At 71.8% G+C, this 23,808-nt stretch carries 26 protein-coding genes; 11 read left to right on the top strand and 15 right to left on the bottom strand.

Going from position 1 to position 23,808, the window contains the following annotated elements; genetic code table 11:
• The first annotated feature begins 115 nt into the window (after positions 1-115).
• Positions 116-679 (top strand): VOC family protein, encoded by a 564-nt coding sequence (locus HQQ79_RS13025; RefSeq protein WP_173034787.1) that lies wholly within the window; start codon positions 116-118, stop codon positions 677-679.
• Positions 680-745: 66 nt separating this feature from the next.
• Here HQQ79_RS13025 and HQQ79_RS19205 read toward each other — a convergent pair whose 3' ends face one another.
• Positions 746-1,477, bottom strand: coding sequence for a GntR family transcriptional regulator (locus HQQ79_RS19205; RefSeq protein ID WP_173034789.1), 732 nt, complete (start codon positions 1,475-1,477; stop codon positions 746-748).
• Between the two features lie 86 nt (positions 1,478-1,563).
• Here HQQ79_RS19205 and HQQ79_RS13035 point away from each other — a divergent pair, with 86 nt between their 5' ends.
• The 4 genes from HQQ79_RS13035 (at position 1,564) to HQQ79_RS13050 (ending at position 5,808) form a co-directional block, all read left to right on the top strand.
• Positions 1,564-2,469, top strand: a complete 906-nt coding sequence (locus tag HQQ79_RS13035; RefSeq protein ID WP_254066259.1) for a proline iminopeptidase-family hydrolase — start codon at positions 1,564-1,566, stop codon at positions 2,467-2,469.
• Between the two features lie 163 nt (positions 2,470-2,632).
• The gene (locus HQQ79_RS13040; RefSeq protein ID WP_027466251.1) at positions 2,633-4,039 is read left to right on the top strand and encodes an APC family permease; all 1,407 of its coding nucleotides are present in this window, start codon (positions 2,633-2,635) and stop codon (positions 4,037-4,039) included.
• Positions 4,036-4,965, top strand: coding sequence for an acetamidase/formamidase family protein (locus HQQ79_RS13045; protein WP_173034793.1), 930 nt, complete (start codon positions 4,036-4,038; stop codon positions 4,963-4,965). Before HQQ79_RS13040 ends, HQQ79_RS13045 begins: the two co-directional genes overlap by 4 nt.
• Positions 4,966-5,040: 75 nt before the next feature.
• Positions 5,041-5,808: an SGNH/GDSL hydrolase family protein gene (locus HQQ79_RS13050; RefSeq protein WP_216852506.1), complete on the top strand. Its 768-nt coding sequence runs from the start codon at positions 5,041-5,043 to the stop codon at positions 5,806-5,808.
• A 45-nt stretch (positions 5,809-5,853) separates the two neighbouring features.
• On the opposite strand, the gene HQQ79_RS13055 is transcribed toward HQQ79_RS13050, so the two are convergent.
• The 3 genes from HQQ79_RS13055 to HQQ79_RS13065 all read right to left on the bottom strand — a co-directional run bounded on the left by HQQ79_RS13055 (position 5,854) and on the right by HQQ79_RS13065 (position 8,259).
• Positions 5,854-6,345 carry a GNAT family N-acetyltransferase gene (locus HQQ79_RS13055; protein WP_173034795.1) on the bottom strand — a complete coding sequence of 164 codons (492 nt, stop codon included), beginning with the start codon at positions 6,343-6,345 and terminating at the stop codon, positions 5,854-5,856.
• 4 nt (positions 6,346-6,349) lie between these two features.
• Positions 6,350-7,753: an LLM class flavin-dependent oxidoreductase gene (locus HQQ79_RS13060; protein ID WP_367948098.1), complete on the bottom strand. Its 1,404-nt coding sequence runs from the start codon at positions 7,751-7,753 to the stop codon at positions 6,350-6,352.
• 137 nt (positions 7,754-7,890) lie between these two features.
• Positions 7,891-8,259 carry a VOC family protein gene (locus HQQ79_RS13065; RefSeq protein WP_173034797.1) on the bottom strand — a complete coding sequence of 123 codons (369 nt, stop codon included), beginning with the start codon at positions 8,257-8,259 and terminating at the stop codon, positions 7,891-7,893.
• Between the two features lie 62 nt (positions 8,260-8,321).
• Here HQQ79_RS13065 and HQQ79_RS13070 point away from each other — a divergent pair, with 62 nt between their 5' ends.
• Positions 8,322-8,774 (top strand): MarR family winged helix-turn-helix transcriptional regulator, encoded by a 453-nt coding sequence (locus HQQ79_RS13070; RefSeq protein ID WP_173034799.1) that lies wholly within the window; start codon positions 8,322-8,324, stop codon positions 8,772-8,774.
• Here the strand turns inward: HQQ79_RS13070 and HQQ79_RS13075 are convergent.
• Positions 8,762-9,331 carry a uridine kinase gene (locus HQQ79_RS13075; RefSeq protein ID WP_173034801.1) on the bottom strand — a complete coding sequence of 190 codons (570 nt, stop codon included), beginning with the start codon at positions 9,329-9,331 and terminating at the stop codon, positions 8,762-8,764. The two genes, HQQ79_RS13070 and HQQ79_RS13075, sit on opposite strands and share 13 nt — an antisense overlap.
• A gap of 53 nt (positions 9,332-9,384) precedes the next feature.
• On the opposite strand from HQQ79_RS13075, the gene HQQ79_RS13080 reads away from it, so the two are divergent.
• Complete coding sequence (locus tag HQQ79_RS13080; RefSeq protein ID WP_071247660.1) at positions 9,385-9,840, top strand: GNAT family N-acetyltransferase; 456 nt, start codon at positions 9,385-9,387, stop codon at positions 9,838-9,840.
• Here the strand turns inward: HQQ79_RS13080 and HQQ79_RS13085 are convergent.
• Positions 9,794-10,369, bottom strand: a complete 576-nt coding sequence (locus HQQ79_RS13085; protein ID WP_173034803.1) for a TetR family transcriptional regulator — start codon at positions 10,367-10,369, stop codon at positions 9,794-9,796. The genes HQQ79_RS13080 and HQQ79_RS13085 overlap by 47 nt on opposite strands.
• Positions 10,370-10,464: 95 nt before the next feature.
• On the opposite strand from HQQ79_RS13085, the gene HQQ79_RS13090 reads away from it, so the two are divergent.
• Both HQQ79_RS13090 and HQQ79_RS13095 read left to right on the top strand, forming a co-directional pair.
• Complete coding sequence (locus HQQ79_RS13090) at positions 10,465-11,517, top strand: zinc-binding alcohol dehydrogenase family protein (RefSeq protein WP_173034805.1); 1,053 nt, start codon at positions 10,465-10,467, stop codon at positions 11,515-11,517.
• An 18-nt stretch (positions 11,518-11,535) separates the two neighbouring features.
• The gene (locus tag HQQ79_RS13095; RefSeq protein ID WP_173034807.1) at positions 11,536-12,348 is read left to right on the top strand and encodes a hypothetical protein; all 813 of its coding nucleotides are present in this window, start codon (positions 11,536-11,538) and stop codon (positions 12,346-12,348) included.
• 3 nt (positions 12,349-12,351) lie between these two features.
• On the opposite strand, the gene HQQ79_RS13100 is transcribed toward HQQ79_RS13095, so the two are convergent.
• Positions 12,352-12,828, bottom strand: a complete 477-nt coding sequence (locus HQQ79_RS13100) for a GNAT family N-acetyltransferase (protein ID WP_216852507.1) — start codon at positions 12,826-12,828, stop codon at positions 12,352-12,354.
• Positions 12,829-12,927: 99 nt separating this feature from the next.
• Here HQQ79_RS13100 and HQQ79_RS13105 point away from each other — a divergent pair, with 99 nt between their 5' ends.
• Entirely contained in the window at positions 12,928-13,641 is a 714-nt protein-coding gene (locus HQQ79_RS13105) for a hypothetical protein (protein ID WP_173034811.1), read from the top strand.
• 84 nt (positions 13,642-13,725) lie between these two features.
• Here the strand turns inward: HQQ79_RS13105 and sufU are convergent, their stop codons facing one another.
• The 6 genes from sufU to HQQ79_RS13135 all read right to left on the bottom strand — a co-directional run bounded on the left by sufU (position 13,726) and on the right by HQQ79_RS13135 (position 20,507).
• Positions 13,726-14,175, bottom strand: coding sequence for a Fe-S cluster assembly sulfur transfer protein SufU (sufU, locus tag HQQ79_RS13110; RefSeq protein WP_027466240.1), 450 nt, complete (start codon positions 14,173-14,175; stop codon positions 13,726-13,728).
• The gene (locus HQQ79_RS13115) at positions 14,172-15,464 is read right to left on the bottom strand and encodes a SufS family cysteine desulfurase (RefSeq protein ID WP_173035317.1); all 1,293 of its coding nucleotides are present in this window, start codon (positions 15,462-15,464) and stop codon (positions 14,172-14,174) included. Before HQQ79_RS13115 ends, sufU begins: the two co-directional genes overlap by 4 nt.
• A gap of 135 nt (positions 15,465-15,599) precedes the next feature.
• Positions 15,600-15,812: an Rv0909 family putative TA system antitoxin gene (locus HQQ79_RS13120; protein WP_027466238.1), complete on the bottom strand. Its 213-nt coding sequence runs from the start codon at positions 15,810-15,812 to the stop codon at positions 15,600-15,602.
• 95 nt (positions 15,813-15,907) lie between these two features.
• Positions 15,908-17,191, bottom strand: a complete 1,284-nt coding sequence (locus tag HQQ79_RS13125) for a chloride channel protein (RefSeq protein ID WP_173034813.1) — start codon at positions 17,189-17,191, stop codon at positions 15,908-15,910.
• 99 nt (positions 17,192-17,290) lie between these two features.
• The gene (locus tag HQQ79_RS13130; protein WP_173034815.1) at positions 17,291-19,402 is read right to left on the bottom strand and encodes an alpha-galactosidase; all 2,112 of its coding nucleotides are present in this window, start codon (positions 19,400-19,402) and stop codon (positions 17,291-17,293) included.
• 121 nt (positions 19,403-19,523) lie between these two features.
• Positions 19,524-20,507, bottom strand: coding sequence for a magnesium and cobalt transport protein CorA (locus HQQ79_RS13135; protein WP_071247679.1), 984 nt, complete (start codon positions 20,505-20,507; stop codon positions 19,524-19,526).
• 153 nt (positions 20,508-20,660) lie between these two features.
• Between HQQ79_RS13135 and HQQ79_RS13140 the strand changes: the two genes are divergently transcribed.
• Entirely contained in the window at positions 20,661-21,470 is an 810-nt protein-coding gene (locus tag HQQ79_RS13140; RefSeq protein ID WP_173034817.1) for a tryptophan-rich sensory protein, read from the top strand.
• Between the two features lie 93 nt (positions 21,471-21,563).
• Here HQQ79_RS13140 and ald read toward each other — a convergent pair whose 3' ends face one another.
• Positions 21,564-22,673 (bottom strand): alanine dehydrogenase, encoded by a 1,110-nt coding sequence (gene ald / locus HQQ79_RS13145; RefSeq protein WP_138803944.1) that lies wholly within the window; start codon positions 22,671-22,673, stop codon positions 21,564-21,566.
• 141 nt (positions 22,674-22,814) lie between these two features.
• Positions 22,815-23,774 (bottom strand): AraC family transcriptional regulator, encoded by a 960-nt coding sequence (locus HQQ79_RS13150; protein WP_173034819.1) that lies wholly within the window; start codon positions 23,772-23,774, stop codon positions 22,815-22,817.
• Between the last annotated feature and the right edge of the window lie 34 nt (positions 23,775-23,808).

Raw genomic sequence — 23,808 nt, forward strand, 5'->3', positions numbered from 1 at the left:
GTTCCGGAACCGGGCAGGAGACCCGCGCTGCGGCTTGCCGCATCGATGGGCACCGACCCCGCACGGACGCCGCACGGACCCGAGGGGCGGTGACCGCCGGTGGTACGAATCGACCATGAGCAGGGGAATCAGGATCGACCACGTGGGCGTCACGGTGCCGGACATCGACGCAGCCACGCAGTTCTTCGAGGCGGCGTTCGACGCCGTCGTCCTGTACGACATGCGACGTCGTGACGAGACGCCGAACAACAGTTCCGAGGCGCACGGCTACCTCGGCATCCCGAGCACCATGGCGCAGGGGGCCATGCGGATGCTCGCGCTGCCGGAGGGGCCGGGGCTCGAGCTGTTCGAGTACCTGGGGCCCGAGCAGCGGAACGCCGCACACCCGTCCGACCTGGGGTGGCAGCACCTGGCGATGTACGCCGACGACCTGGACGAGACGCTCGCCCGGGTCGAGGCGGCCGGCGGCACCCGGAACTCCGACCCGCGCGACCTGCGTGGTGACGAGGCGGGGGCCGGCAACCGGTTCGTGTACACCCGCACGCCGTGGGGGTCGACGCTGGAGCTCGTCAGCTACCCGACACCGCAGCCGTACCTGGTGTACGCGCCGCGGCCGAAGTGGGCGCCGTGGCCGATGCCGGACGACGTCTACCCGGTGCCGGCACCCGCCGTGCACTGACGACCGACCGCCGCACCGACCGAAGAACCAGTCAACCGACCACCACACCGACCGACGGACCGCGCCTCAGTGCCGGGGCACCTGCCCCGTCCGCCGCACGGCCCGTTCGAGCAGTTCGACGTCGATCCCGACGTGCTGCCGGGCGATCACGCCCGCCTCGGGCGCCCGACCCGAACACACCGCGTCCACCAGCGACTCGTGCTCGCGGAGCGCGCGGGTCTCCATCTCCGCCATGCCCTCGGCCGTGCCCCACAGATGCGCCGGAGCGGCGATGGAGATCTGCGCCTCCAACCCCGCGAGCGCCGTCCGCAGGGCGTCGTTCCGCGCGGCATCGATGATCGTCCGGTGCAGCACGGCGTCGGCCTGCTGCTTCTCGAGACCCGAGGTGGAGTCGCGGAACACCTCGAGCCGTGCACGGATCAGGGCGGCGTCCTCCGGGGTCACCCGTTCCGCGGCGGCCGTCGCGAGCGCCCCGTGCAGCAGCGCGATGGCGTCGGCGGTGTCCTGGATCGCCTCCCACCGGGCGAGCAGCACCCGCCCGACGGCGTCCGATGAGCTGTCCGGCCACTCGGTGCGGACGAACGTGCCACCGCCCCGGCCTCGACGGGTCTCGAGCAGCCCCCGTTCGACGAGCCGGGCGATCGCGCCCCGCACGGTGACCCGGGCGACGCCGAGCAGGCCGGCCAGTTCGCGTTCCGGCGGCAGGTTCGCGCCGGGCAGGTACTCGCCCACGGCGACGGCGGTCACGAGGCGGTCCTCGACCTCGTCGACGCGCGTCTCGGTCGCACGATCGGACACACGGACCCCCTTCGCGGTGTTACGACCACGTTAAGGCAGCAGAAAAGGTATTGCGTGGGACCTTTTTCCGCTCCATGCTGACCCCCATGTCCAGCATCACCGAATCCACGATGCCGTTCCGCGACGGCGAGACCTGGTACCGGGTCACCACGCCCGACACCCCGGTCGCCGGCGCGCTGCCCCTCGTCGTCCTGCACGGCGGGCCCGGCATGGCCCACGACTACCTCCGGAACCTCGCGGCCCTGGCAGACGAGACCGGCCGGACCGTCGTCCACCACGACCAGTTCGGCTGCGGCCGGAGCAGCCACCGCCCGGACGCCCCGGTCGACACCTGGCAGCCGCAACTGTTCGTCGACGAGTACGCCGCCCTCATCGAGCACCTCGGGCTCGGCGACCACCACGTCCTCGGGCAGTCGTGGGGCGGCATGCTCGGCGCCGAGATCGCGGTGCGGCAGCCCGCTGGCCTCCGCTCGCTGGCGATCTGCAACTCCCCCGCGTCGATGCAGCTCTGGGTCGACGGCGCCGCCGAGCTCCGCGCGCAGCTGCCCGCCGACGTGCAGGACGCTCTGACCCGGCACGAGACGGCCGGCACCGTGGACGACCCCGAGTACCTGGCGGCGACGCAGGTCTTCTACGAGCGGCACGTCTGCCGCGTGGTCCCGAGCCATCCGGACTTCGTCGACTCCGAGGAACAGATGGAGCGGGAGCCGACGGTCTACCACACGATGAACGGCCCGAACGAGTTCCACGTCATCGGCACGATGCGCGACTGGGCCATCGTCGACCGGCTCGACCGCGTCGCCGTGCCGACGCTCGTCGTCGCCGGCGAGCACGACGAGGCCACCCCCGCCACGTGGGCCCCGTTCGTCGAGCGGATCGCCGACGTCCGGCAGCACGTCTTCCCCGGCGCGAGCCACTGCTCGCACCTGGAGCAGCCGGCGGAGTTCCGCCGGGTCGTCGCGACCTTCCTGGCCGCGCACGACGACGCCTGACCCGGCCACCTTCGGTCTGGAGGCGCGGGACAGCCCCGACCCGCGCCTCCAGGCCGCAGTTCCCACCCCCACAGCCGCACCCGCCTTCCCGACGACACCACCCGCTCCCCTTCCCCCAGCACCGCCCCCTGCACCCGTCCCTCCACCCGAAACGGAACCCGACATGTCGCAGCAGCACAGTGAGCTCTCCGCACAGCAGCAGCTCGAGGCCTACGGCTACAAGCAGGAGCTCAAGCGCTCCGTCTCCACCACCGACCTGCTCATCTACGGCCTGGTCTTCATGGTCCCGATCGCCCCGTGGGCGATCTTCGGGACCGTCTACAACGCCTCCAGCGGCATGGTGCCGCTGGTGTACCTCGTCGGCCTCGTCGCGATGATCTTCACCGCCCTGGCCTACGCGCAGATGGCGAAGTCGATCCCCCTCGCCGGCAGCGTGTTCTCGTACGTCGGCCGCGGCATCCACCCCACCGCCGGGTTCTTCGCCGGCTGGGCGATCCTGCTCGACTACCTGCTCGTCCCGACGCTGCTCTACGTGTTCGCCGCCGAGAGCATGGTCGGCATCTTCCCGGGCACGCCCCGCTGGCTGTGGGCGCTCGTGTTCGTCGCGATCAACACCGTCATCAACCTGGCCGGGGTGTCCTCGCTCAAGCTCGCGAACCGCATCTTCCTGCTCATCGAGCTCGTCTTCGTCGCGATCTTCGTCGTCATCGCGATCGTCGCGCTGACCGGTGGCACGATCCCCGACGCGTCGTTCGGTACCGAGCAGATCTGGGACCCCGCCAAGGTGTCGGCGCCGCTCATCGCCTCGGCCCTGTCGATCGCGGTGCTGAGCTTCCTGGGCTTCGACGGCATCTCGACGCTGTCCGAGGAGTCCACCGGCCGTCGTGGCGGAGCGGGCACGGCGATGATCCTGGCGCTCGTCATCGTGGCGTTCCTGTTCATCCTGCAGACCTGGCTCGCGTCCGCCCTGGCCGCGGGGCGGGACTCGTTCTCGGACAGCGAGGCCGGCAACGCCTTCTTCACCATCGTCGAGCAGGCCTCGTCGAGCGGCTGGGCCACCGCGTTCTTCGCCGTCAACGTGCTCGCCGTCGGCATCGCGAACGCCATGGCCGCACAGGCCGCGACGAGCCGTCTGCTCTTCTCGATGAGCCGCGACCGTCAGCTGCCCGCGTTCCTGCACAAGCTCAACGGGCGCCAGGTGCCGCAGAACGCGATCATCGTCGTCTCGGTGCTCTCCGCGATCCTGGTGCTGTTCTTCGTCGGGCAGATCGACACGATCTCGTCGCTCGTGAACTTCGGCGCACTGTTCGGCTTCATGCTCCTGCACGTGTCCGTCTTCGTGCACCACGTCGTCAAGGGGAAGTCGCGCAACTGGCTGCTGCACCTGGTCGTGCCGCTGATCGGGTTCCTGATCATCGGGTACGTCCTGCTCAACGCCGCGGTCGAGGCGAAGGTCGGCGGGATCATCTGGCTGATCGTCGGCGCGGCCGTGTTCCTGTACTACCGACGCACCGGCCGTTCCACCGAGGTCGGCTCCGAAGCAGAACCGACGACGGAGGACGCACGATGACCCCGGACCACTTCCTGCCGAACACCCTCGGCCGCCCCGGGTTCTCGGCCGACCGGGAGCCCGTGCTGCGGGTCCGCCCCGGCACCGGCGAGACCATCGGCTTCGAGACCACCGACGCCGTCTACGCCGAACTCGACCAGCACCACGACATGGCGCAGTTGCAGGCACCGATCAACCCGGTGACCGGCCCGGTGTTCGTCGAGGGGGCGGAACCCGGCGACACCCTCGTGGTGACCATCCACGCCATCGAGCTGACCACGCACGGCTGGTCGGTGTCCCTGCCCGGCTCCGGGGCCCTGCAGCACGTGATGGGCGACCGGGTCTTCGCCCGCCGCTGCCCGATCTCGGACGGCTCGGTGCAGGTGTCCGACCGACACCGGTTCCCCGTCCGGCCGATGATCGGGTGCATCGGGACGGCCCCGGCCGAGGGCGAGAACTCGACGATCATGCCGGCCCACCCGGAGGGCGGCAACATGGACGTCACCGAAGCCCGCCCCGGCTCGACCGTGTCCCTGCCCGTCCGGGTCCCCGGTGCACTGCTGTCGATCGGCGACATCCACGCGCTCATGGCCGAGGGCGAGTCGTCGTTCGTCGCCATCGAGGCCCAGGGCACCGCGATCGTCTCCGTCGACCTGGTCAAGGGCGGTCCGGTGCTCCGCGCACCGCGCATCGAGACCGACGACGACTGGCTGTTCGTCGGCCTCGGCGACCCCGTGCAGGAGAGCGTCCGGCGCGGGTACGAGGACGCCTTCGCGTTCCTGGTCGACGAGCACGGCTGGACCGCCGAGGACGCCTACGCGGTGCTCAGCGCGGTCGGCGACTCGAAGCTCGGTGGGCCGACCGGCTCCACCGCCCCGGACCCGTTGCACCCCTTCGCCGCCGTCGGCGCGGTCACCCTGCACCGGGTGCCGAAGTCGGTGCTGTGAGGGTTCGCTGACGCGGGTTCCCGGTCCGGCAGGCGTGCCGGGAACCTGCACAGGCATGTGCACGATGATGGGCGCATGCACGACACCATCTGCTACGTCGCGATCGGCGACAGCTTCTCGGAGGGCATCGGCGACGCCGGACCCGCTCCGTTCCCCGGTTGGACCGGACGACTCGCGAGCGCGATGGCGGGAGCCTCGGACGCCCACGTCTCGTACGCGAACCTCGCCGTCCGCGGCCGACTGCTCGCCGGGGTCCTCGACGGCCAGCTCGGGGCCGCACTCGCGCTCGACCCGGCGCCGACCCTGATCACCTTCTGCGCCGGCGGGAACGACCTGCTGCGCCCGCGCTTCGACGTGGACGCACTGATCGGGCTCGTCGAGGCCGCCGCCGACCGCGTCGAGGCCACCGGAGCCCGCCTGGCGCTCCTCAGCCCGGCCGACCCGAGCGCCCGCCTGCCCCTCGGCTCCCTCATCAACCGCCGCGGTGATGCCTGGGCCGAAGCACTCGGCACGCTCGCCCGACGCCGTGGTCTGCCGTTCGTCGACGTCTCGCGCGACCCGCACCTCGGCCGCGCGGAGTTCTGGTCGGACGACCGGCTCCACATGAACGCCACCGGGCACCAGCGCGTCGCGGACCTGGCGCTGCACGCGGTCCTCGACGGCCCAGCGCCGGTCGAGCCCGCGGACGCCGGTGCCGCCCGGGCCCGCCTGGGCGAGGAACTCCGCTACTACCGCGAGTACGTCCTGCCGTGGGTACAGCGCCGGATCACCCGCACGTCGTCGGGCGACGGGCGCTCGGCGACCTACCCGACGTGGACGCCGGTGCGCGGTCGGGACGCGTAGCCAGCGTCAACCCGCGTCTGCGAGCGTCGGCCTGCCTCGGCCCGCTCAGCCCGCGACGTACACGCGGGTGGTGACCCCGCTCAGCGCGTGCGCGAACTCGTCGCCCGTCGCCACGAAGCCGCCCGCCTCGTACAGCCGCACCGCCCGGTCGTTGTCGCCGAGCACGTGCAGCACCACGCGGGGGTGTCCGGCAGCCCGGGCGTCGTGCACCGCCTCGGACAGCAGCGACCGTCCGACCCCGCGGGCCTGCACCCCGGGGCGCACCGCGAGCAACGACAGGTAGGCGGCGTCCGCCGGGTCCGTCGACCGCCCGGTCCCGGGTGCCGTCACGAGCACGAAGCCGTCGACCGCACCGTCCGGGCCGGGGGCCACCAGCCAGGCGACGTGCTGCGCCGCGAACTTCTGCCGCGCGCGCTCCCGCACCGCCGGGTCCTCGGCGGCACCGTCACGGGCAGCCACGGCCGCGGCCCACAGGTCGATGCAGGTGTCGGTCTCGTCCGGGGTCGCAGGACGCACGACCACGGACGACTCGATCACCCGATCAGCCTACGACCGCCCGGCTCCCGATCCTGAACGACGCTCCACGGTGCTCGTCGGGCAGCCGGTCCCCGCGGCCGTGCAGCTTCTGGCGGAGCGACCCCGACCCGTACTCCTCCGGGTAGGCCCCGCGGGAACGGAGCTCCGGGATCACGAACTCGATGACGTCCTCCCACGTGCCCGGCGTCACCGCGTACGCCAGGTTGAAGCCGTCGACGTCGGTGAGCTCCTGGATCTCCTGCAGCCGGTCGGCGATGGTCGCTCCCCCGCCGACCGCCACCGGGCCGAGTCCACCGATCGCCGTCTGCCGCGCCAGGTCGCGGATCGTCCACTTCGACCCGTCCTCCCCCGTCGCCGCCGCGATGTTCGCCGCCGCCGACTGGATCGCGTTCGACTCGACGTCACCCAGGGGCTGGTCCGGGTCCCACTGCGACAGGTCGACGCCCATCCAGCCGGAGTTGAGCACCAGCGCACCGAGCTCCGACGCGTACGACAGGTAGTCCTCGTACTTCGCCTGGGCCAGCTCGTCGGTGGCGTCCGTGATCACGGTGAGCAGCGTGTAGACGCGGGCGGCGTACCGGTCGCGACCAGCTGCCTCCAGGGCGTCCCGGACCTTCGCGACGGTCGACGCGAGCTGCTCGAGCGTCGGTGCGCCCACGAAGACCGCTTCCGCGTTCTCCGCGGCGAAGCGGATGCCGCGCGGTGACGCGCCCGCCTGGTAGATGACGGGCGTGCGCTGCACGGACGGCTCCGACAGGTGGATGCCGGGCACGTCGAAGTGCGTGCCGTGGTGCTCGATCGGGTGCACCTTCGCCGGGTCCGTGAAGACGCCGGCTTCGCGGTCGGCGACGACGGCGTCGTCCTCCCACGAGCCCTCCCACAGCTTGTAGAGGACCTCGAGGTACTCGTCCGCCACGTCGTACCGGTCGTCGTGCGACAGCTGATCGGTCTGGCCCATGTTCCGTGCGGCACTCGGCAGGTACCCGGTGACGACGTTCCAGCCGACCCGGCCCTTGGTCAGGTGGTCGAGCGTCGACATGCGCCGGGCGAACGGGTACGGGTGCTCGTACGCGGTGCCGGCCGTGATGCCGAAGCCCAGGTGCTCGGTCACCGACGCCATCGCCGACACGAGCAGGATCGGGTCGTTCACCGGCACCTGCGACCCGGTGCGGAGCGCGGCCTCGTTCGAGCCGCCGTACACGTCGTAGGTGCCCAGGACGTCGGCGATGAAGATGCCGTCGAACACCCCGCGCTCGAGCGTCTTCGCCAGGTCCGTCCAGTAGGTCAGGTCGCGGTAGTCCCGCGACCGGTCGCGGGGGTGCCGCCACAGTCCGGAGGACTGGTGCGCGACGCAGTTCATGTCGAACGCGTTGAAGCGGATCTGCCGGTGTTCGCTGCTGGTGGTCACGGGTCGTGACGCTACGTCGGACACCTCGGAGCGTCACGGATCGTGACGAAGCGTGACGGTCGGCTCCGGCAACGGCCTGGAGGCGCGACCCACGCCCGCCCCGCCGCCCACGTCGGACGCGGGGCAGGCTCCAGGGCTCAGGCGCGGTCGTGGAGCGTGACGTGGTAGCCGTCGGGGTCGGCGAACGTGAACGTCCGACCGAACGGACCGTCGATCGGCGCCGAGACGATCCGGTGCCCGTCGGCGACCAGCGCGTCGTGGATCGCCTGCACGTCCGTCGCGTGCAGCCAGATCGCGGCGCCGATGCCGGGCTGCGCCACCGCGTCGAGGTCCGTGCCGGGCACCAGGTCGCGCAGGGCGAAGGCGATCGGCGTGGTCTCGAACACGACGGCGTGCGGCGGGCCGGCCTGGGAGCGGACGAGGCCGAGGTGCCGCTCGTAGAACGCCTGCGAGGCATCGAGGTCGCGGGTCTGCAGGGAGATGAAGTCGGGGCCGGTGACGGGCATGTGGTGCTCCTCGGGTACGTGTCAGTCTTCTGACACAGGACAAGCTATGTCAGACTACTGACATGCGTCAAGACGACACCGGCATCCACCTCGAGACGTCGATCGGCTACCTGCTCAAGGAGACCGCGAGCGCCCTCCGCGCGTCGATGGAGGCCGTGCTGCGCCCGCTCGGCATGACGGTGACGCACTACTCCTGCCTCGAACTGCTCGCACAGCGCCCCGGCCTGTCGAACTCCGAACTCGCGCGGGGCACCTTCGTCACCCGGCAGTCGATGAACGTGTTGCTGCAGGCCCTGGAGCGGGACGGCTTCGTCACCCGCGCCACCGAGCCGTCGGTCGGCAAGGCGCTCCCCACGCAGCTGACCGACAGCGGGCGCCGGAGCCTGGCGCAGGCGAGCGCGGCGATCCGCGGCGTCGAACAGCGGATGCTCGCCGATCTGACCGACGACCAGCAGACCGAGGCCCGTCGGATCCTGCGGAGCATGGTCGCTTCGCTCCGCAGTCAGGCCAGGTAGCGCACCGAGGCGGCGTCCTTCGGCGCGTAGCGCTCCTCGAAGTCGCGTTCGTTGGGGACCCACACGTCCCGCCAGAGGGCATCGTGCCGGCGCCCGAGCGCACGATCACGAGCCATGCCCCGACGCGCTGCCGTGTCGAGGTCCACGTCACACCAGATGCTGACGTCGAGGTGTGGGAGTGCGTCGGGGTGGAAGAGTCCGATCAGGTCGACGATCAGGACGTCCGTCTGCGGCAGCGGCTCAGCCAGGCCGAGGGCTCGAACCGACCAGTCGAACCGCTGGAACGCGCTCGCCCGACCGGCCCGGTGCGGTTCGAGCACCGACGACACCAGGCGGGGACGATCGACGCCGTCCCAGTCGACGGAGCGCCGGTGGGACCGGACGGGGTCGAGGAAGTCGTCGCCGCGGATGCGGACCACGCCGGGGAGTCCCTCGACGAGCGTGCGCGTCAGCGTCGACTTGCCGGATCCGCAGTACCCGGAGACACCGACGACGATCGGTGCACGGGCCGAGGCACGACGGGACGCGACCAGGTCGATGACGCCGTCGCGGTCCATCGGGCAAGCGTACGAGGTCGATGACGGTGCACCGGGGTTCGTAGGCTGAGCGGATGGACGTGGCACTGCGGGACAGCACCACCGAGGACCTCGAGTGGCTCGTCGAGCTCCGGGCCGTGGTGCTGCGCGACGACCTGACGCGGCTCGGAGTGTTCGACGAGACGCGCGTCCGCCAGCGCCTTCGCGACGCGTTCCAGCCGGAGCTGACCCGCGTCGTCGTGGTCGACGGCCGCGACGTCGGGTCGGTCACCGTGCGGGTCGAGGACGACGTTCGCTGGGTCGAGCACTTCTACCTCGCACCCGACGTCCAGGGGCGCGGAGTCGGGTCGACGGTGCTGCGCGCCGTCCTCGACGAGCCCCACGACGGCCCGACGCGGCTCAACGTGCTGGTGGGTAGCCCGGCTCGCCGACTCTACGAACGCCACGGCTTCGTGCTCGACACCGACGACGGCGTCGACGTGTTCATGACGCTGCGGGCCGCCGATCGAGCACCCCACGGAGCGCACTGAGCTGCTCGTCGACGACGTCGGCCATCCGGCGCTCGGCTGGTCCGGTGAGCCACGACTCGAGGGCCAGGTGGAACAGCATCACGGTCGTCTCGGCGATCACCGCTGCCTCGGACGGATCGAGCCCGCGGTCGACGAAGGCCTCGCGCACCGCGTCCGTCAGGTCGGCACGCTTCCGGGCGTCGCGCTCCCGCAGTGAGGACTCGGACAGCACCAGCCGCCGCACCGACCCGACCTCACCGTGCCGCCCCTCGAACCGCTCGTCGGCGACGGTACGGAGGCCGCGCACCACGATGTCGAGCGGGTCGATCCCGGCCGGCGCGCCCTCGATGGCGGCCCGGGCGAGGTCGGGGATCTCGTCGCCGGCGAAGATGACCTCGCGCTTGTCCTCGAAGTACCGGAAGAAGGTGCGGGTCGTCAGGCCGGCCCGTGCGGTGATCTGCGGCACGGTCGTCGCCTGGTAGCCCTGCTCGGCGAAGAGCTCGAACGCCGCTCGCTCGAGTCGCCCTCGGGCATCCGGTGACCAACGCATGGGCCAAGAGTACTGGTGATGACACGTCGTGTCATGATTGACTCGGTGATGACACGTCGTGTCATGACTCACTTCGAGCAAGAGATCGGGACACCATGTCGTCATCGGGCAACGCAGCACTCTGGACCACGTCGACCGGGCGGTTCGCCGTCGGGCCCGCCACGGTCCCCCAGCCCGGCCCCGGCGAACTCGTCGTCCGCGCCGAGGCCGTCGCCGTCAACCCGGTCGACGCCGTCGGCGGGCTCTTCCGGCACCTGGTGTACCCGAAGCTGCGGTTCCCCGCGGTCCTCGGTTCGGACGTCGCCGGCACCGTGGTCGCGATCGGTCCCGGCGTCGAGCGGTTCCGTGTGGGCGACCGGGTCGTCGGACACGCCGCGGGACAGGAGCAGCACCGGAACAGCGCTGCCGAAGGGGCCTTCCAGCACCTGGTCCTGCTGCTCGACCGTGTGACGGCCCCGGTTCCGGACGGCCTGCCCGCCGAGCAGGCAGCGGTCCTGCCGCTCGCCGTCTCGACCGCCGCGGCCGGGCTCTTCGAACCGGACCAGCTCGCGCTGTCGCTCCCGACGGCCGATGCGGTCGACCGCGACGGCGTCGTCCTGGTGTGGGGTGCGTCCACGAGCGTCGGCGCCAACGCGGTTCAGCTCGCACGCGCCGCCGGGTACGCCGTGATCGGTACCGCATCGCCGAAGAACCACGGGTTCGTGCAGGACCTCGGGGCCGAAGCCGTGTTCGACTACCGCGACGACGGAGCCGCCCGCCGCATCCTCCAGGCACTCGCCGACCGGGAGCTCGCCGGCACCCTCGCCTTCGGGCAGGGCTCGCTGACCCGCACGCTCCCGATCGTCCGGGCAGCGACCGGCTCCGGCCGGCTCGCGTCGGCGTACCCGACACCGGTGACGACGATCCGTGCGCGGCTCGAGCGCCGACACGGGGTCCACGTCACCGCGATCTGGGGCGGCCGCCCGACCGAGTCCCAGGTCGGCCCTGCGATCTACCGCGACTTCCTGCCCGAGGCGCTCCGCACCGGTCGGTACCGCGCCACCCCGACCGCATCCGTCGTCGGATCGGGACTCGCCGCGATCCCGGACGCCCTCGCCGAGCTCCGCGCGGGTGTCTCCGCCCGGAAGCTCGTCGTCACCCTCCCCTGAGCCGGTAGCGTCAGCGACGTGACCGATGCCCACGAGCAAGACGACGAGACGTTCCAGATCACGATGTCGGGCGCTGGCACGCCGCGGGGGCACCTGCAGGACCCGAGCGCCGTCACGCTGCACCTGGACCCGCGGCTCCTCGGCGACACCGCCAGGGGCAAGGAGATGTTCGCACTGGCGATCGACCAGCAGCACACCGCACTGTCCGACTACGCCACCGCCATCGAGGCCGCCGACGGTGACGTGACGGCCCCGGCCGTGCAGGACGCCGCGACCGCACTGCACCAGGCGCTCCACTTCCTGCCGGTCGCCCACACCGCCTACACGGGTGTCGGCTTCCCCACGGCCCGCGTCGGGGACGGCCCCCGCCCGACCTCGCTGCGACCGGAACGCGGTGAGCGCGGCCTCGGCGTCCACCCCGACATGCTCACGGCGATCCACGGGGACACCTCGCAGCGCTGGGAGCTCGCCTGCGAAGAAGACCTCCCCCTCGCCGTCGAGATCACCCTGGCGACCGATCCGGACGAGAACGTGCGGTCCGCCTTCCTCATGATGACGAGGTCGCGGGCCGTCGTCCTGCTCATGGAACAGCGAGAGACCGACCCGGGCGTCCTCGACCAGCTTGCGGAGCAGAGCTTCGCGAGCCCCGAACGGAAGTTCCCGCTGCGGTTCATGCACCTCGCACCACGTGAGCTCGACGGGCTCTACGAGCTCCTCGGTCTCGACGAGCAGGCCATCGCGCGCGCGGAGGCCCGCTGGGCAAGGGCGCAGGATCGGAACGAGCGCATCAGCGTCGGCGACGCGCTCCGCGAGATCGGCGCCATCGCCTGATCGCTACCCCGGAGCGAGCGCCTTCGCGTACCAGCGGTCGGAGTACGGGTCGTCGTTGAACGGCGCCACCCGGACGAAGCCGAGCCGTTCGTAGAGCGCACAGGCCTCGGCGAGCTCGGCCCGCGTGTCCAGCCGCAGCGACGTGATCCCGCGTCCCCGGCAGACGTCCTCGACGTGGCGCAGGAGCGCCGAACCGACGCCTCGGCCGCGGTGCTCCGGCAGCGTGAACACCTTCGTCAGCTCGCCGACGGCACCCACGAAGCGCACGCCGGCGCAACCGACCACCGCTCCCCCGTCGGCGGCGACGAGGAACACCCCGGAGTGTCCCTGCAGGTCGTCGTACGGCTCCTCGTCGAGCGCCCGGTCGACCTCGGCCGACGTCGCCACGCGCCCGTACCACCGCGACGCGACCTCCGTCAGGTAGTCCCGCACGATCGCGTCGGATCCGGCCGCGCCGGGATGCGCTGTCTCGACGATCACGTGGTCCATCCTCGTGCTCGTGCTCGTGACCGCCATCAGTCCGCGCCGACGTCCGTCAGGATCGCCCGGACGACGACACTGCAAGGTGAAGGGAGAATCATGACCACGCTCCGCACCACCATCCTCACCGTCAGCATCGCCACGCTCCTCATCGGAGCGGCTGGCTGCGCGACAGCGTCCAGGCCGAGCGCGCCGACCGCCACGCAGACGAGTGCGACGGCCGCCACGCCGACGACGACCCCGAAATCGAACCCGACCCCGACGCCGACGAGCGTCCGGCCGTCGTCCAGCCCGAGCGGCCCCGCGAGCTGGGTCTTCGGCGACGCTTCGTTCGGCCCCGTCCAGCTCGGTGCCACGGACGCCAGCACGGCGCTGCCGGCTGCCGGGTTCTCGCGTCAGCCGTCGAGCGGCTGCCCGACGTTCTGGGAGTGGCAGTCCGCCGACCTGTCCACCCCCAGCGGGTCCGGGTACCGGATCCTGGTCACGTCCGACGACTCCGGACCCGGTGTGCGCTACATCTCCGTGGCGGGACAGGCAACCGACCCCGGAGCGTTCTCGTCGCCCGTGCTGACGTCCACCGGCATCGCGCTCGGTTCCACCGCCGACGACGTGCGCGCGGCGTACCCCGGGCTCGAGAAGACGATCGACACGTGGGAGCCACCGATCGGCGGCTACCGCGAGTACGTGGCACCGACCACGGATGGCCACTGGCTGCACTTCGACACGACGGGTGGCGCTTCCGGCGCTGAGGACATCGTCACGACGATCGTCATCAACGACACGAAGGCGGCAACGCAGGACGTCTGCCGCTGACCGTGCTGCGGACGGGAGGCGCGGGGCGGGCCCGCAACGGGCCTCCCGACTGTCGGGTGCTCGCAATCGCGTGCCGCACCCGGGTCAGCGGGACGCGGTCGCCTCGCGCGCGGCGGCTTCCGCCGCGACCCAGGCGAGCATGCCGCACTTGACGCGCATGACGAACTTCGAGACGCCGTGGAAGGCGACGAGGTCCTCGAGGACGTCCTCGTCGGGCTCACCGACGCCGCGCGAGCGCATCATGGTGCGGAACTCCTCGGTCAGTGCGAGGAACTCGGGCACGGTGCGGCCGACCGCCATGTCGGTGAGGACGGACGCCGAGGCCATCGAGATCGAGCAGCCGTCGCCCTGCCAGGCGAGCCCGGCGATGCGGTCGGTGCCGGGTTCGAGCCGCAGGCTGACCGTGATCTCATCGCCGCACGTGGGGTTCCGCTCGAAGTGCGAGGCATCCGCGTCGGGCATCACACCGTCGCCGTGACGCGCCTTCGCGTGGTCGAGGATGACCTGCTGGTACAGGCTGTCGAGGGCGTTCACGCGGTCGCTCCGAAGTAGTCGCGGACCTCGGCGACGGCTGCGAGGAACCGGTCGACGTCGTGCTCGGTCGTGTAGACGTAGGTGCTCGCGCGGCTCGTGGCGACGAGTCCGAGGCGGCGGTGCAGGGGCTGGGCGCAGTGGTGGCCGGAACGCACGGCGATGCCCTGGGCGTCGAGGTACTGCGAGACGTCGTGGGCGTGCACGCCGTCGACGTCGAACGCGACCAGGCCGGAGCGCGGGACGCCGGCGGGTGGGCCGACCACGCGGATGCCGGGCACTGCTGCCAGACCGTCGAGCATCCGGCGGGCCAGGTGCTCTTCGTGGGCACGGACGCGTTCCATGCCGATGCCCTGCAGGTAACGGACGGCCTCGGCGAGGGCGACCGCCTGGGAGACGGCCTGCGTGCCGGCCTCGAACCGCTCGGGCGCCGGCATGAACTCGGAGCCCTCCATCGTCACGGTGGTGATCATCGAGCCACCGGTGCGGAACGGCGGCAGGGCGTCGAGCAGCTCGGCACGTCCCCAGAGCACGCCGATGCCGTTCGGGCCGAGCATCTTGTGCCCGGAGAACGCGGCGAAGTCGACCCCGAGCTGCTGCACGTCGAGGGGACGGTGCGGTGCGGACTGGCAGGCGTCGAGCACGACGAGGGCGCCGCGGGCGTGGGCGAGACCGACGACCTGCTCGACGGGGGCGATCATCCCGGTGACGTTCGAGACGTGCGAGAACGCGACGACCTTCGTGCGGTCGGTGATCAGGGCCGCGGCGTCGTCGGCGGTCCAGGTGCCGTCGTCGGCGACCGGGATCCAGCGCAGGGTGGCACCGGTCAGCGCGGCGAGCTCCTGCCACGGCACGAGGTTGGCGTGGTGTTCGGCCTCGGTCACGAGGATCTCGTCACCGGCGCCCAGGCGGAAGCGCTCGGCGTCGGCACCGCCGCGGCCACGGCTGGCGTTGGCCATGCCGTACGCGACGAGGTTGAGCGCGTCGGTGGCGTTCGCGGTCCACACGACCTCGGTCGGGGCGGCGGCGTCGATGAAGCCGGCGACGGTGGCGCGGGCGTCCTCGTAGGCGTCGGTGCTGAGCGCCGCGAGCGTGTGGGCCCCGCGGTGGACGGCGGCGTTGTCGTGTTCGAGGAACCGGCGCTCGGCATCGAGGACCTGGCGCGGGCGTTCAGCCGTCGCCCCGGAGTCCAGGTACGCCAACGGCTGCCCGTTCACGTCCTGCGCGAGGATCGGGAAGTCCCGCTTGATCGCCTCGACCTCGGTCTCGGTGAGCGGCTGGTTCGGCGCCACGACTGTCACGTCTCGTCCTCCTGGTGCTGCTGTCCGGAGCAACCCGTCCATGGTGTCCGTTGTTCCCGACCACGTCCAGTCGGCACGGCGACGGCCCAGGACCACGCCGGGTCCTGGGCCGTTGCACGTCGTCCGCTACTCGTTGCCGATCTTCTTGTCCGCAGCGTCGCGGGCCCCGTCGATCTTGTCGTCGTACTTGCCGCCCGTGGCCTTCTTGACCGCGTCGGCCACGCCGCCGAGCACCTTGTCGCTGACGCCCTCGGCCTTCTCGCTCTTCAGGGCGTCCTGGACCTTGCCGTCCTTCAGGAACTCCTGGGCCTTCTTCGTGATGTCGTCGAACCCCGCCATCGGGTACTCCTCGTCTCGGTGCGGAGCCCGTCGCTCCGTCCTGGCGCCGACAGTAGGCCGCCGGGCAGCCGTCCGTACCGGAACGCTCGGGGTCTTCACACCATCTGTGCGCTGCGGCGGCGGGCGAGCACGTACCCGACGGCGACCGCGCCGGACACCGCGAGCAACGAGGGCACGAGGATGTCGGTGCCCTGCTGGGTGAACTCGACGACGAGCACGAGTGCGGTGAACGGCGCCCGCATGGTGGTGGCGAGGAAGGCCGCCGCACCGACGAAGGCGAAGGCCGCCAGACTCGGACCGTCGGCCGGCCACAGCAGCAGCCAGGCACCGCCCAGGCCACCGCCGATCGCCGAACCGATCGCGATCGACGGGGTCAGCGTGCCACCGACCGCACCGGCCCCGATGGTGGCCGAGGTGGTCACGGTCCGCAGGACACCGAGCAGCAGCAGGAGCACGATCGGCGAGAGGCCGGCGAACGAGGCGTCGTCGAGCGTGGTGTTCATCGCGACGAGGCCGAGCGCCCGACCGTTGCCGAGGATCTCCGGGAACGGGATCGCGATGAGCCCGACCATCGCGAAGACCACCGGCAGCACGACGAGCAGGTGCCAGCCCTTCGGGGCGATGCCCTGCAGCCGGTTGGTCAGCTTGACGAACCCGACCCCGGCGAGCCCCAGCACGGGTCCCACGACGACCGCCCAGACGAGCAGCGACGGCGAGAGGTGCATCGCGGGCACGTGGTACAGCACCTCGTCCGGGATCACGAGCCGGGCGGTGATGGCGGCGACGGCACTCGTGGCGAAGGCGGGCAGGGCGGTCGCGAAGCTGATCTCCCCGAGCAGGACCTCGACCGCGAACAGCGCACCACCGAGGGGCACGTCGTACACGGCGGCGAGGCCGGCCGCGGCACCGCAGGCGACGAGGATCTTCGTCTCGCGTGCGGTCAGCCCCGCACGACGGGTGACGAGTTGGGCGAGCCAGGCCCCGACCTCGCGCGGCGCCACCTCTTTGCCGATGGACGCGCCGAGCCCCACGGCCAGGATCTGGATGCCGGCGTTCGCGAGCGTCGCCAGGGCCGGCATCCGCTTGCCGCCGACGGCCGCGGTGACCGAGACGATCGAGCGCCCCCACCGACGGAGCGCCCACCAGGCGAACCCGGTCAGGACGCCGGCCGCGGTGAGCGCGAGGAACCGGTTCAGGCCGGACGGTGCGTCGGCGGCCTCGAGGTGCCCGCCGAACCCGTACCCGAAGGCGACGAACTGGATGAGCTGGAGCGCGAGCCACACCGCGATGCCGGCGATGCCGCCGGAGACGCCCACCAGGGCGGTGACGACGGCGAGCTTGAGGGCCCAGACCGGGGTCGCGTGTCCGGAGTGCGGCATGACCGGAAGCCTAACGGGCTGGACGCACCCGATGACGGACCGCGACGGGCCGCCGGACGCGGGACGGGCCTCCAGGCCGGGAGCCCCGACCACCCGCCGTCAGACGGCCGTCACCCGGAACGGCACCACGCAGTCGGCCGGCATGAGCGGTGGCTGCAGGCCGACGGTGCCGAGCACCCGGCCGCTGAACACCCGCGGGCCGGACCACCAGTCCGGTCGCACCAGGTCGTGGCCGTCGCCGATGACCACCGGGTCGACGCGGTACGCCGTGTCGGGGTCGAGGTCGCGGAAGGTGACCCGGCCGGTGCCGGAGACCTCGGAGCGGCCGATGCCGGCGAGGAAGAAGACGGCCTGCCGCCGGTCCGGCGCGACCGTGCCGTACACGAGCCGCGCGTCGTCGACCTCGTCGGACCGCACCAGGTCACCGCCGTGCAGGAGCGGGCGGAGCTCGCGGTACAGCGCGATCCACTCGGTGAGCGCCGCGGACTCGTCGGCGGTCGCGCCGGCCAGGTCCCACTCGATGCCGAGGTGGCCGACCAGGGCGGTGCCGGCACGGAAGGCGAGGTCGTGGACGCGACCGGTCGTGTGGTTCCGGCCGCTCGCGATGTGCGACCCGAGCAGCTCCGGCGGCAGGAGCTGCTGCGTCCACCGGTGCATCTGCTGGCGCTCGAGCGGGTCGATGTCGTCGGACACCCACACCCGCGCGGTGTGCTCGATGACGCCGAGGTCGACCCGACCGCCACCCGACGAGCACGACTCGATCTCCAGCGACGGGAACCGCTCGCCGAGCGTCGCCATCAACCGGTACGCGGCGAGGGTCTGCTCGTGGACCGCTGCGCCGCCGCCCGGGAACCCCGCCTCGACGAGGTCGCGGTTGTGGTCCCACTTCACGGCGTCGACCGCGTACTCGCCGATGATCGCCGTCATCCGTTCGAGCACGTGGTCGAAGGCCTCGGGGATCGCCAGGTTGAGCACCTGCTGGTCGCGGGAACGCGCGGGCAGCCGACCGTCGGCCTGCAGGATCCACTCCGGGTGGGCGCGGGCGAGGTCGCTGTCCTCGTTCACCATCTCGGGTTCGAACCACAGGCCGAACTCCATGCCGAGCGCACGGACCCGGTCGACCAGGGGTCCGAGCCCGTCCGGCCAGACCTCCTCGTCGACGTACCAGTCACCGAGGCCGGCGTGGTCGTCGCGGCGGCCGCGGAACCAGCCGTCGTCGAGCACGTAGCGTTCGACGCCGAGGGCTGCAGCACGCTCGGCGAGGTCGACGAGGCGGGCCAGGTCGTGGTCGAAGTACACGGCCTCCCACACGTTGATCGTCATCGGGCGGGGCGTCGTCGGGTGCTGCGGGCGGCTCCGGAGCCAGCGGTGGAACCGTCGGGCCTGGTCGTCGAGGCCGTCACCGTGGGCGAAGTACACCCACGGCCCCTCGTACGTGGCACCGGTGTCGAGCCGGACCTCGCCGGGCAGCAGGAGTTCGCCGCCGCCGATGACCTGGCGGCCGGTGGCGAGGCGTTCGGCGTGGTGCCGGTGGTTGCCGCTCCAGGCGGTGTGGACGCCCCAGACCTGACCGTGCGCGAAGCCGAAGCCCGGCTCCCCCACCGTCAGCACGGTCGCGGCGTCGGTGCCGGTGCGACCCTTCCGTCCCTCGCGCTGGTGGGTCCCCACGACGAGTTCGCGGCGCTGCGGGGTCCGCTCCTTGCCCCAGCGGCCGGCGAAGTCCAGGATCTCGCGGGCCCCCGACGGGATCGGCATCGCGAGCGTCAGGTCGTCGACGGTGTAGAGGCCGTCGGCGGTGTTCGTCACGCCCGCGCGGGCCCGCACGAGCCCGGAGCCGAGCATCTCGATCGTCACCCGGACGGTGAGCCCGGCGACGGTGTCCTCGGCGTCGGCGGTGACCGCGGAGTCGGTGACCGCGAGCGACGTCACCGTGAACGCCGGCGACCAGTCGGCGCCGTCACGGTGCCCGGCGAGCCCCGGACGACCGCTCCAGCCCCGGTGCGGCTCGGGCAGCACCGACAGGCGGACCGGGTCGTCCATCTCGTTCGGTGCGACGGGCGCGACGTCGGCGTCGGCGAGGGCCGTCAGCGCGTCGGTGTCGAGCGGGCCGAGTGCCGCTCCCCAGTGCACGACGGCGGGGAGCGCGTCGTCGCGGCAGTCCAGGACGAGCGAGACGCCACCGGCGGTCAGGTGGACGAGTTCGTGCGGCATGCGGGGCTCCAGTCGGCGTCGTTGCACGTCAGAGCTTTCCGGTCCGGAGCCGTCCGCTGCAAATCCGGCTGCGGCGCGGCTCCGGTTGCGGCTCAGGTTGTGGCTCAGGTCGCGGCGCGGCTCAGAACCAGCGCTTGACCTTGAACACCACGTACAGGATCGCGGCGAACAGGACCATCGCGACGATCGACAGCGGGTACCCCCACGTCCAGCCGAGTTCGGGCATGTGCGTGAAGTTCATCCCGTAGATCGCGGCGATGAGCGTCGGCGCGAACAGGATCGCCGCCCAGCCGGAGATCTTCTTCGTGTCGTCGTTCTGCTTCTGCGCCGCCAGGGTCGAGTCGACGGTCAGGGCGTTCTGCAGCAATTGCCGGAACGTGTCGAGGCGCTCCACCACCCGGATCGCGTGGTCGAGGACGTCGCGGAACCGCCGCTGCATCTCGATCGGCAGGTGGTACTTCTCGGCGCCGCGGTGCAGGTTCTCGATCATGTAGACGAGTGGACGCGCCGCACGCTGGAAGTCGACGACCTCGCCGAACAGCTCGTACACGCGCCGGGACACCCCGGCCTCGCCCGAGAACAGCTGGTCCTCGATCTGGTTGATGTCCTCTTCGAGTCCGTCGATCACCGGCACGTAGCCGTCGACGATGGAGTCCATCAGCGCCCAGAGCTGCGCCTGCGGGCCGACGGTCACCAGCCCCGGCTTGCCGCTCAACCGCTGCAGCGCCCGGGGAACGGTCTGCTTGCCACGGGGGTCGGCCTTCACGACGGCGAGGAAGAAGGTCTCACCGACGAAGGCGTGCACCTCGCCGAACGCCACCTCTTCCTGCTGGTCGTTGTACAGCGCGGGCTTGAGCACCACGAACAGCGTCGAGCCGTAGCGCTCGAGCTTCGGTCGCTGGTGCCCCTCGGCGGAGTCCTCGACCGCGAGTTCGTGCAGGCCGAGGGCGACCGCGACGTCGCCGAGTTCCTCGGCGTCGGGCTGGTGCAGGACGATGCACGCGCTGGCGCCCTGCTCGTCGAGCATCCGGAAGGTGTCGTCGAGGGACGGACTCGCGATCGGGGCGATCCGGTCGATGTAGACGGTGTTCAGTTCGACGCTCACGCGCCCACCGTACGCAGGGTGGCCGGTCTCCGGCCTGGAGGCCCGTGGCACGCCCGCCGTGCGCCCCGCGTCCTGCCTGAACGCGCGCTGCACGACCGGCGGCACCGGCCGCCTACGGTGCAGGTCATCAGCATGCTGACGAAAGGGACTGTCATGAAGAGGATCTGGAAGCGCATCGCGGTGGCCGTGAGCGCGGTCGTCGCCGTCATCGGCGCGTACGTCGGGTCGGGCGCTGCCGGCGGGACGCCCATCCAGGACGCCGCCGGTGGCGCACTGTCGGCGTCCTCCACCACGATCGCCCCGGACGGCCCGGCCTTCTCGATCTGGAGTGTCGTCTACGCCGGGCTCATCGGCTACGCGGTGCTGCAGCTCTTCCGCACCGCGAACGACGAGCGGCACGAGCGGCTGGTGGTGCCAGCGGTGCTCTCCCTGCTGCTCAACGCCGCGTGGATCCTGTCGGTGCAGTTCGGGTTCCTGTGGGCGAGCGAGCCGATCATCGTCGCACTGCTCGTCGTGCTGATCTGGACGTTCACGATCCTGCGCCGGACCCCGTCCCGCGGGGTCGTCGAGGCGATCCTGACCGACGGCACGTTCGGGCTGTACCTCGGGTGGGTCTGCGTCGCGACGGCCGCCAACACCGCTGCGGTGCTGACCGCGGCGGGCTTCCGGGGCTTCGGACTCGGGCAGGACCCGTGGGGTGTGGTCGTCGCCGCGGTGGCCGGGCTCATCGGGGTCCTCATCGCCCTGTGGGGCCGGGGACGCCTGGCGCCGATGGCGTCGGTCGCGTGGGGTCTGGCGTGGGTCGCCGTGGCCCGGTTCGAGGGGCCGCTCGTCTCCGTGCCGACGGCGGTCGCGGCCGTGGTGGCTGCGGCGGCCGTGGTCGTCGTGACCGTGGTGGTGCGTGCCCGCGCCGGCTGGGTCGGCGGGCGTGCCGGTCGGGCGGCGGCACCGGTGCCGGCCTGACGCGCGTGGCGTTGCGCGTCGTTTCGCGCTGAGCGACACCTCACGCGGCCGCTGGCCCGTGAGGTGTCGCTCAGCGCGAAGACTCGCGCGGCCTCAGCGCGACGACTGCGCGGACGCCACCAGGCCGTGGGCGGCGGCGACCGCGGCGTTCGTGACCCGGCCGGCGTGCACGTTCAGTCCGGCGGCGAGCGCGGGGTCGGCCTCGAGCGCGGCCTCCCAGCCACGGTCGGCGATCGCGACGGCGTAGGGCAGCGTGGCGTTCGTCAGCGAGATCGTGCTCGTGCGCGGGACGGCACCGGGCATGTTCGCCACGCAGTAGTACACGGTGTCGTGCACGGCGAACGTGGGGTCGTCGTGGGTGGTCGGGTGGGAGCCCTCGAAGCAGCCGCCCTGGTCGATCGCGATGTCGACCAGTACCGAGCCCGGCCGCATGTCGGCGACCATCGCGTCGGTGACGAGCTTCGGTGCGGACGCCCCGGGGATGAGCACGGAGCCGATCACCAGGTCGGCGTCGCGCAGGGCCTCGGCGATGGCGTGCGCCGACGAGCGCAGGGTCGTGACGCGGCCGTCGAACCGGGCGTCCAGGGCCCGGAGCCGCGGCAGGCTGATGTCGAACACGGTGACGTCGGCGCCCATGCCGAGCGCCATCGTCGCGGCGTGCTCCCCCGCGACGCCGCCGCCGATGACGACCACGCGGCCCTTCGGCGTGCCGGGGACCCCGCCGAGCAGCAGCCCGCGCCCACCGTTCGTGCGCATCAGGTGGAACGCGCCGACCTGGGCGGACAGTCGCCCGGCGACCTCGGACATCGGCGACAGCAGGGGCAGCGAGCGGTCCGGCAGCTGCACGGTCTCGTAGGCGATCGCCGTCGCGCCCGAGTCGATGAGCGCGTCGGTCAGCGGTCGGTCGGCGGCGAGGTGCAGGTAGGTGAAGAGCACCTGGCCCGGCCGGATCATCGGGTACTCCGACGCGACCGGCTCCTTCACCTTGAGGATCAGCTCGGCGCGCTCCCACACCTCGGCCGCGGTGTCGACGATCGTGGCCCCGGCGGTGCGGTACTCGTCGTCGGTGAAGGCCGAACCGGACCCGGCACCGGCCTGCACCAGCACCTGGTGGCCGTGTGACCCGAGCTCGGCGACGCCGGCCGGAGTGGCGGCGACGCGGTACTCGTTGTTCTTGATCTCGGTGGGGACGCCGATGCGCATGCTGACTCCTTCGTGGGCGGTGCGTTCGTCCCGTCCATTGAGCACCGGATTCGCCCACAGCAGCGCCGAGCCGAACATCCGGACAGCGGCAGGGCGATCCGTGTCACGAGATTCGGCGGAACGGTTCGCAGCAGCAGTCGGTCAGTGCCCGCGCAGCGACTCGCTCGGCAGCTCCCCGAAACGGCTGCGGTAGGTCGCCGAGAAGCGACCGAGGTGCCCGAAGCCCCACGTGCGCGCGATCTCGGCCACCGTCGTCTCGTCCAGGCCGCTGCCGACCAGGTCGGTCCGGGCGCCGTCGAGTCGCACGCCGCGCAGGAGTTCCCCCGGCGTCTGGTCGAGGTGCCGGCGGAGGGACTGCTGCAGCCCGCGCGGGCTGAGCCCCGCCGCCGCCGCGATGTCCGGGGTGCCGATCGCTTCGCGCGCGTGCTCGTGCACGAACTCGAGCGCCCGGCGCAGGCGGTCGTGCTCCGGGCCGCTGCCGGACACCGACGCACGCCACTTGTTGCGCTGCGGGAACGCCCGGATCGCCGCGGTCGCGAAGGCCTCGGCGATGTCGTGCTGCACCACCGGACTCATCGACCGGTCGACGTCGAGCCACGTGGCCGAGTACTTCCGCACCACCGACCGCCACAGCGCGATGCCGTCGGGCGTCGGACGGCGCATCGGCTCGAAGGCGAAGTCGTCGTCGCCGGCCACGGCACGGACGAAGTCGCGGTCCAGGTGCACCAGGTTCAGGGCGATGTCGCGGTGGTGCAGCGCGTACGGCTCGGCGAAGGGCAGCACGACGGGCACCCCGGCCTCGAGCTCGTACGTCTCGCCGCCCGAGGTGATCCGGCTCGAGCCGCTCCGCATCCAAGCGACGAGGAACTCGTCGTCGACCTGGCTCTCGCTCCGCAGGTCCACCATGAAGCGTGACGATCGCAGGGACATCCGCTCGTCACCGACGCCGGCGAAGTCCCAGTGGGCGTTCTCGTGGGTGCGACGGACCAGTGGTGCACGGAAGTCGTAGTCGCCCGTGAAGAACGCGAGCGCCTGGTCGACGTCGCTGCCGACCATCCGCCGGAAGTACCGCTGACCGGGCTGTTCGAGAGAAAGCACCATGGTCGAGAACCTACGACGGACCACCGACAAACTG

Origin of the sequence: Curtobacterium sp. VKM Ac-2852 (assembly GCF_013205045.1) — a bacterium.
GTDB classification, from domain to species: domain Bacteria; phylum Actinomycetota; class Actinomycetes; order Actinomycetales; family Microbacteriaceae; genus Curtobacterium; species Curtobacterium flaccumfaciens.

What these genes read in the sequence shown, in the direction of transcription:
- HQQ79_RS13120 (WP_027466238.1), bottom strand. Translation starts at nt 15,812, where the DNA reads ATGGCGGGGTTCGACGACATCACGAAGAAGGCCCAGGAGTTCCTGAAG.
- HQQ79_RS13105 (WP_173034811.1), top strand. Translation starts at nt 12,928, where the DNA reads ATGACCACGCTCCGCACCACCATCCTCACCGTCAGCATCGCCACGCTC.
- HQQ79_RS13130 (WP_173034815.1), bottom strand. Translation starts at nt 19,402, where the DNA reads ATGCCGCACGAACTCGTCCACCTGACCGCCGGTGGCGTCTCGCTCGTC.
- HQQ79_RS13080 (WP_071247660.1), top strand. Translation starts at nt 9,385, where the DNA reads ATGGACGTGGCACTGCGGGACAGCACCACCGAGGACCTCGAGTGGCTC.
- HQQ79_RS13065 (WP_173034797.1), bottom strand. Translation starts at nt 8,259, where the DNA reads ATGCCCGTCACCGGCCCCGACTTCATCTCCCTGCAGACCCGCGACCTC.
- HQQ79_RS13150 (WP_173034819.1), bottom strand. Translation starts at nt 23,774, where the DNA reads ATGGTGCTTTCTCTCGAACAGCCCGGTCAGCGGTACTTCCGGCGGATG.
- HQQ79_RS13040 (WP_027466251.1), top strand. Translation starts at nt 2,633, where the DNA reads ATGTCGCAGCAGCACAGTGAGCTCTCCGCACAGCAGCAGCTCGAGGCC.
- HQQ79_RS13090 (WP_173034805.1), top strand. Translation starts at nt 10,465, where the DNA reads ATGTCGTCATCGGGCAACGCAGCACTCTGGACCACGTCGACCGGGCGG.
- HQQ79_RS13045 (WP_173034793.1), top strand. Translation starts at nt 4,036, where the DNA reads ATGACCCCGGACCACTTCCTGCCGAACACCCTCGGCCGCCCCGGGTTC.
- HQQ79_RS13140 (WP_173034817.1), top strand. Translation starts at nt 20,661, where the DNA reads ATGAAGAGGATCTGGAAGCGCATCGCGGTGGCCGTGAGCGCGGTCGTC.
- HQQ79_RS13025 (WP_173034787.1), top strand. Translation starts at nt 116, where the DNA reads ATGAGCAGGGGAATCAGGATCGACCACGTGGGCGTCACGGTGCCGGAC.
- HQQ79_RS13125 (WP_173034813.1), bottom strand. Translation starts at nt 17,191, where the DNA reads ATGCCGCACTCCGGACACGCGACCCCGGTCTGGGCCCTCAAGCTCGCC.
- HQQ79_RS13085 (WP_173034803.1), bottom strand. Translation starts at nt 10,369, where the DNA reads ATGCGTTGGTCACCGGATGCCCGAGGGCGACTCGAGCGAGCGGCGTTC.
- HQQ79_RS13075 (WP_173034801.1), bottom strand. Translation starts at nt 9,331, where the DNA reads ATGGACCGCGACGGCGTCATCGACCTGGTCGCGTCCCGTCGTGCCTCG.
- ald (WP_138803944.1), bottom strand. Translation starts at nt 22,673, where the DNA reads ATGCGCATCGGCGTCCCCACCGAGATCAAGAACAACGAGTACCGCGTC.
- HQQ79_RS13050 (WP_216852506.1), top strand. Translation starts at nt 5,041, where the DNA reads ATGCACGACACCATCTGCTACGTCGCGATCGGCGACAGCTTCTCGGAG.
- HQQ79_RS13070 (WP_173034799.1), top strand. Translation starts at nt 8,322, where the DNA reads ATGCGTCAAGACGACACCGGCATCCACCTCGAGACGTCGATCGGCTAC.
- HQQ79_RS13035 (WP_254066259.1), top strand. Translation starts at nt 1,564, where the DNA reads ATGTCCAGCATCACCGAATCCACGATGCCGTTCCGCGACGGCGAGACC.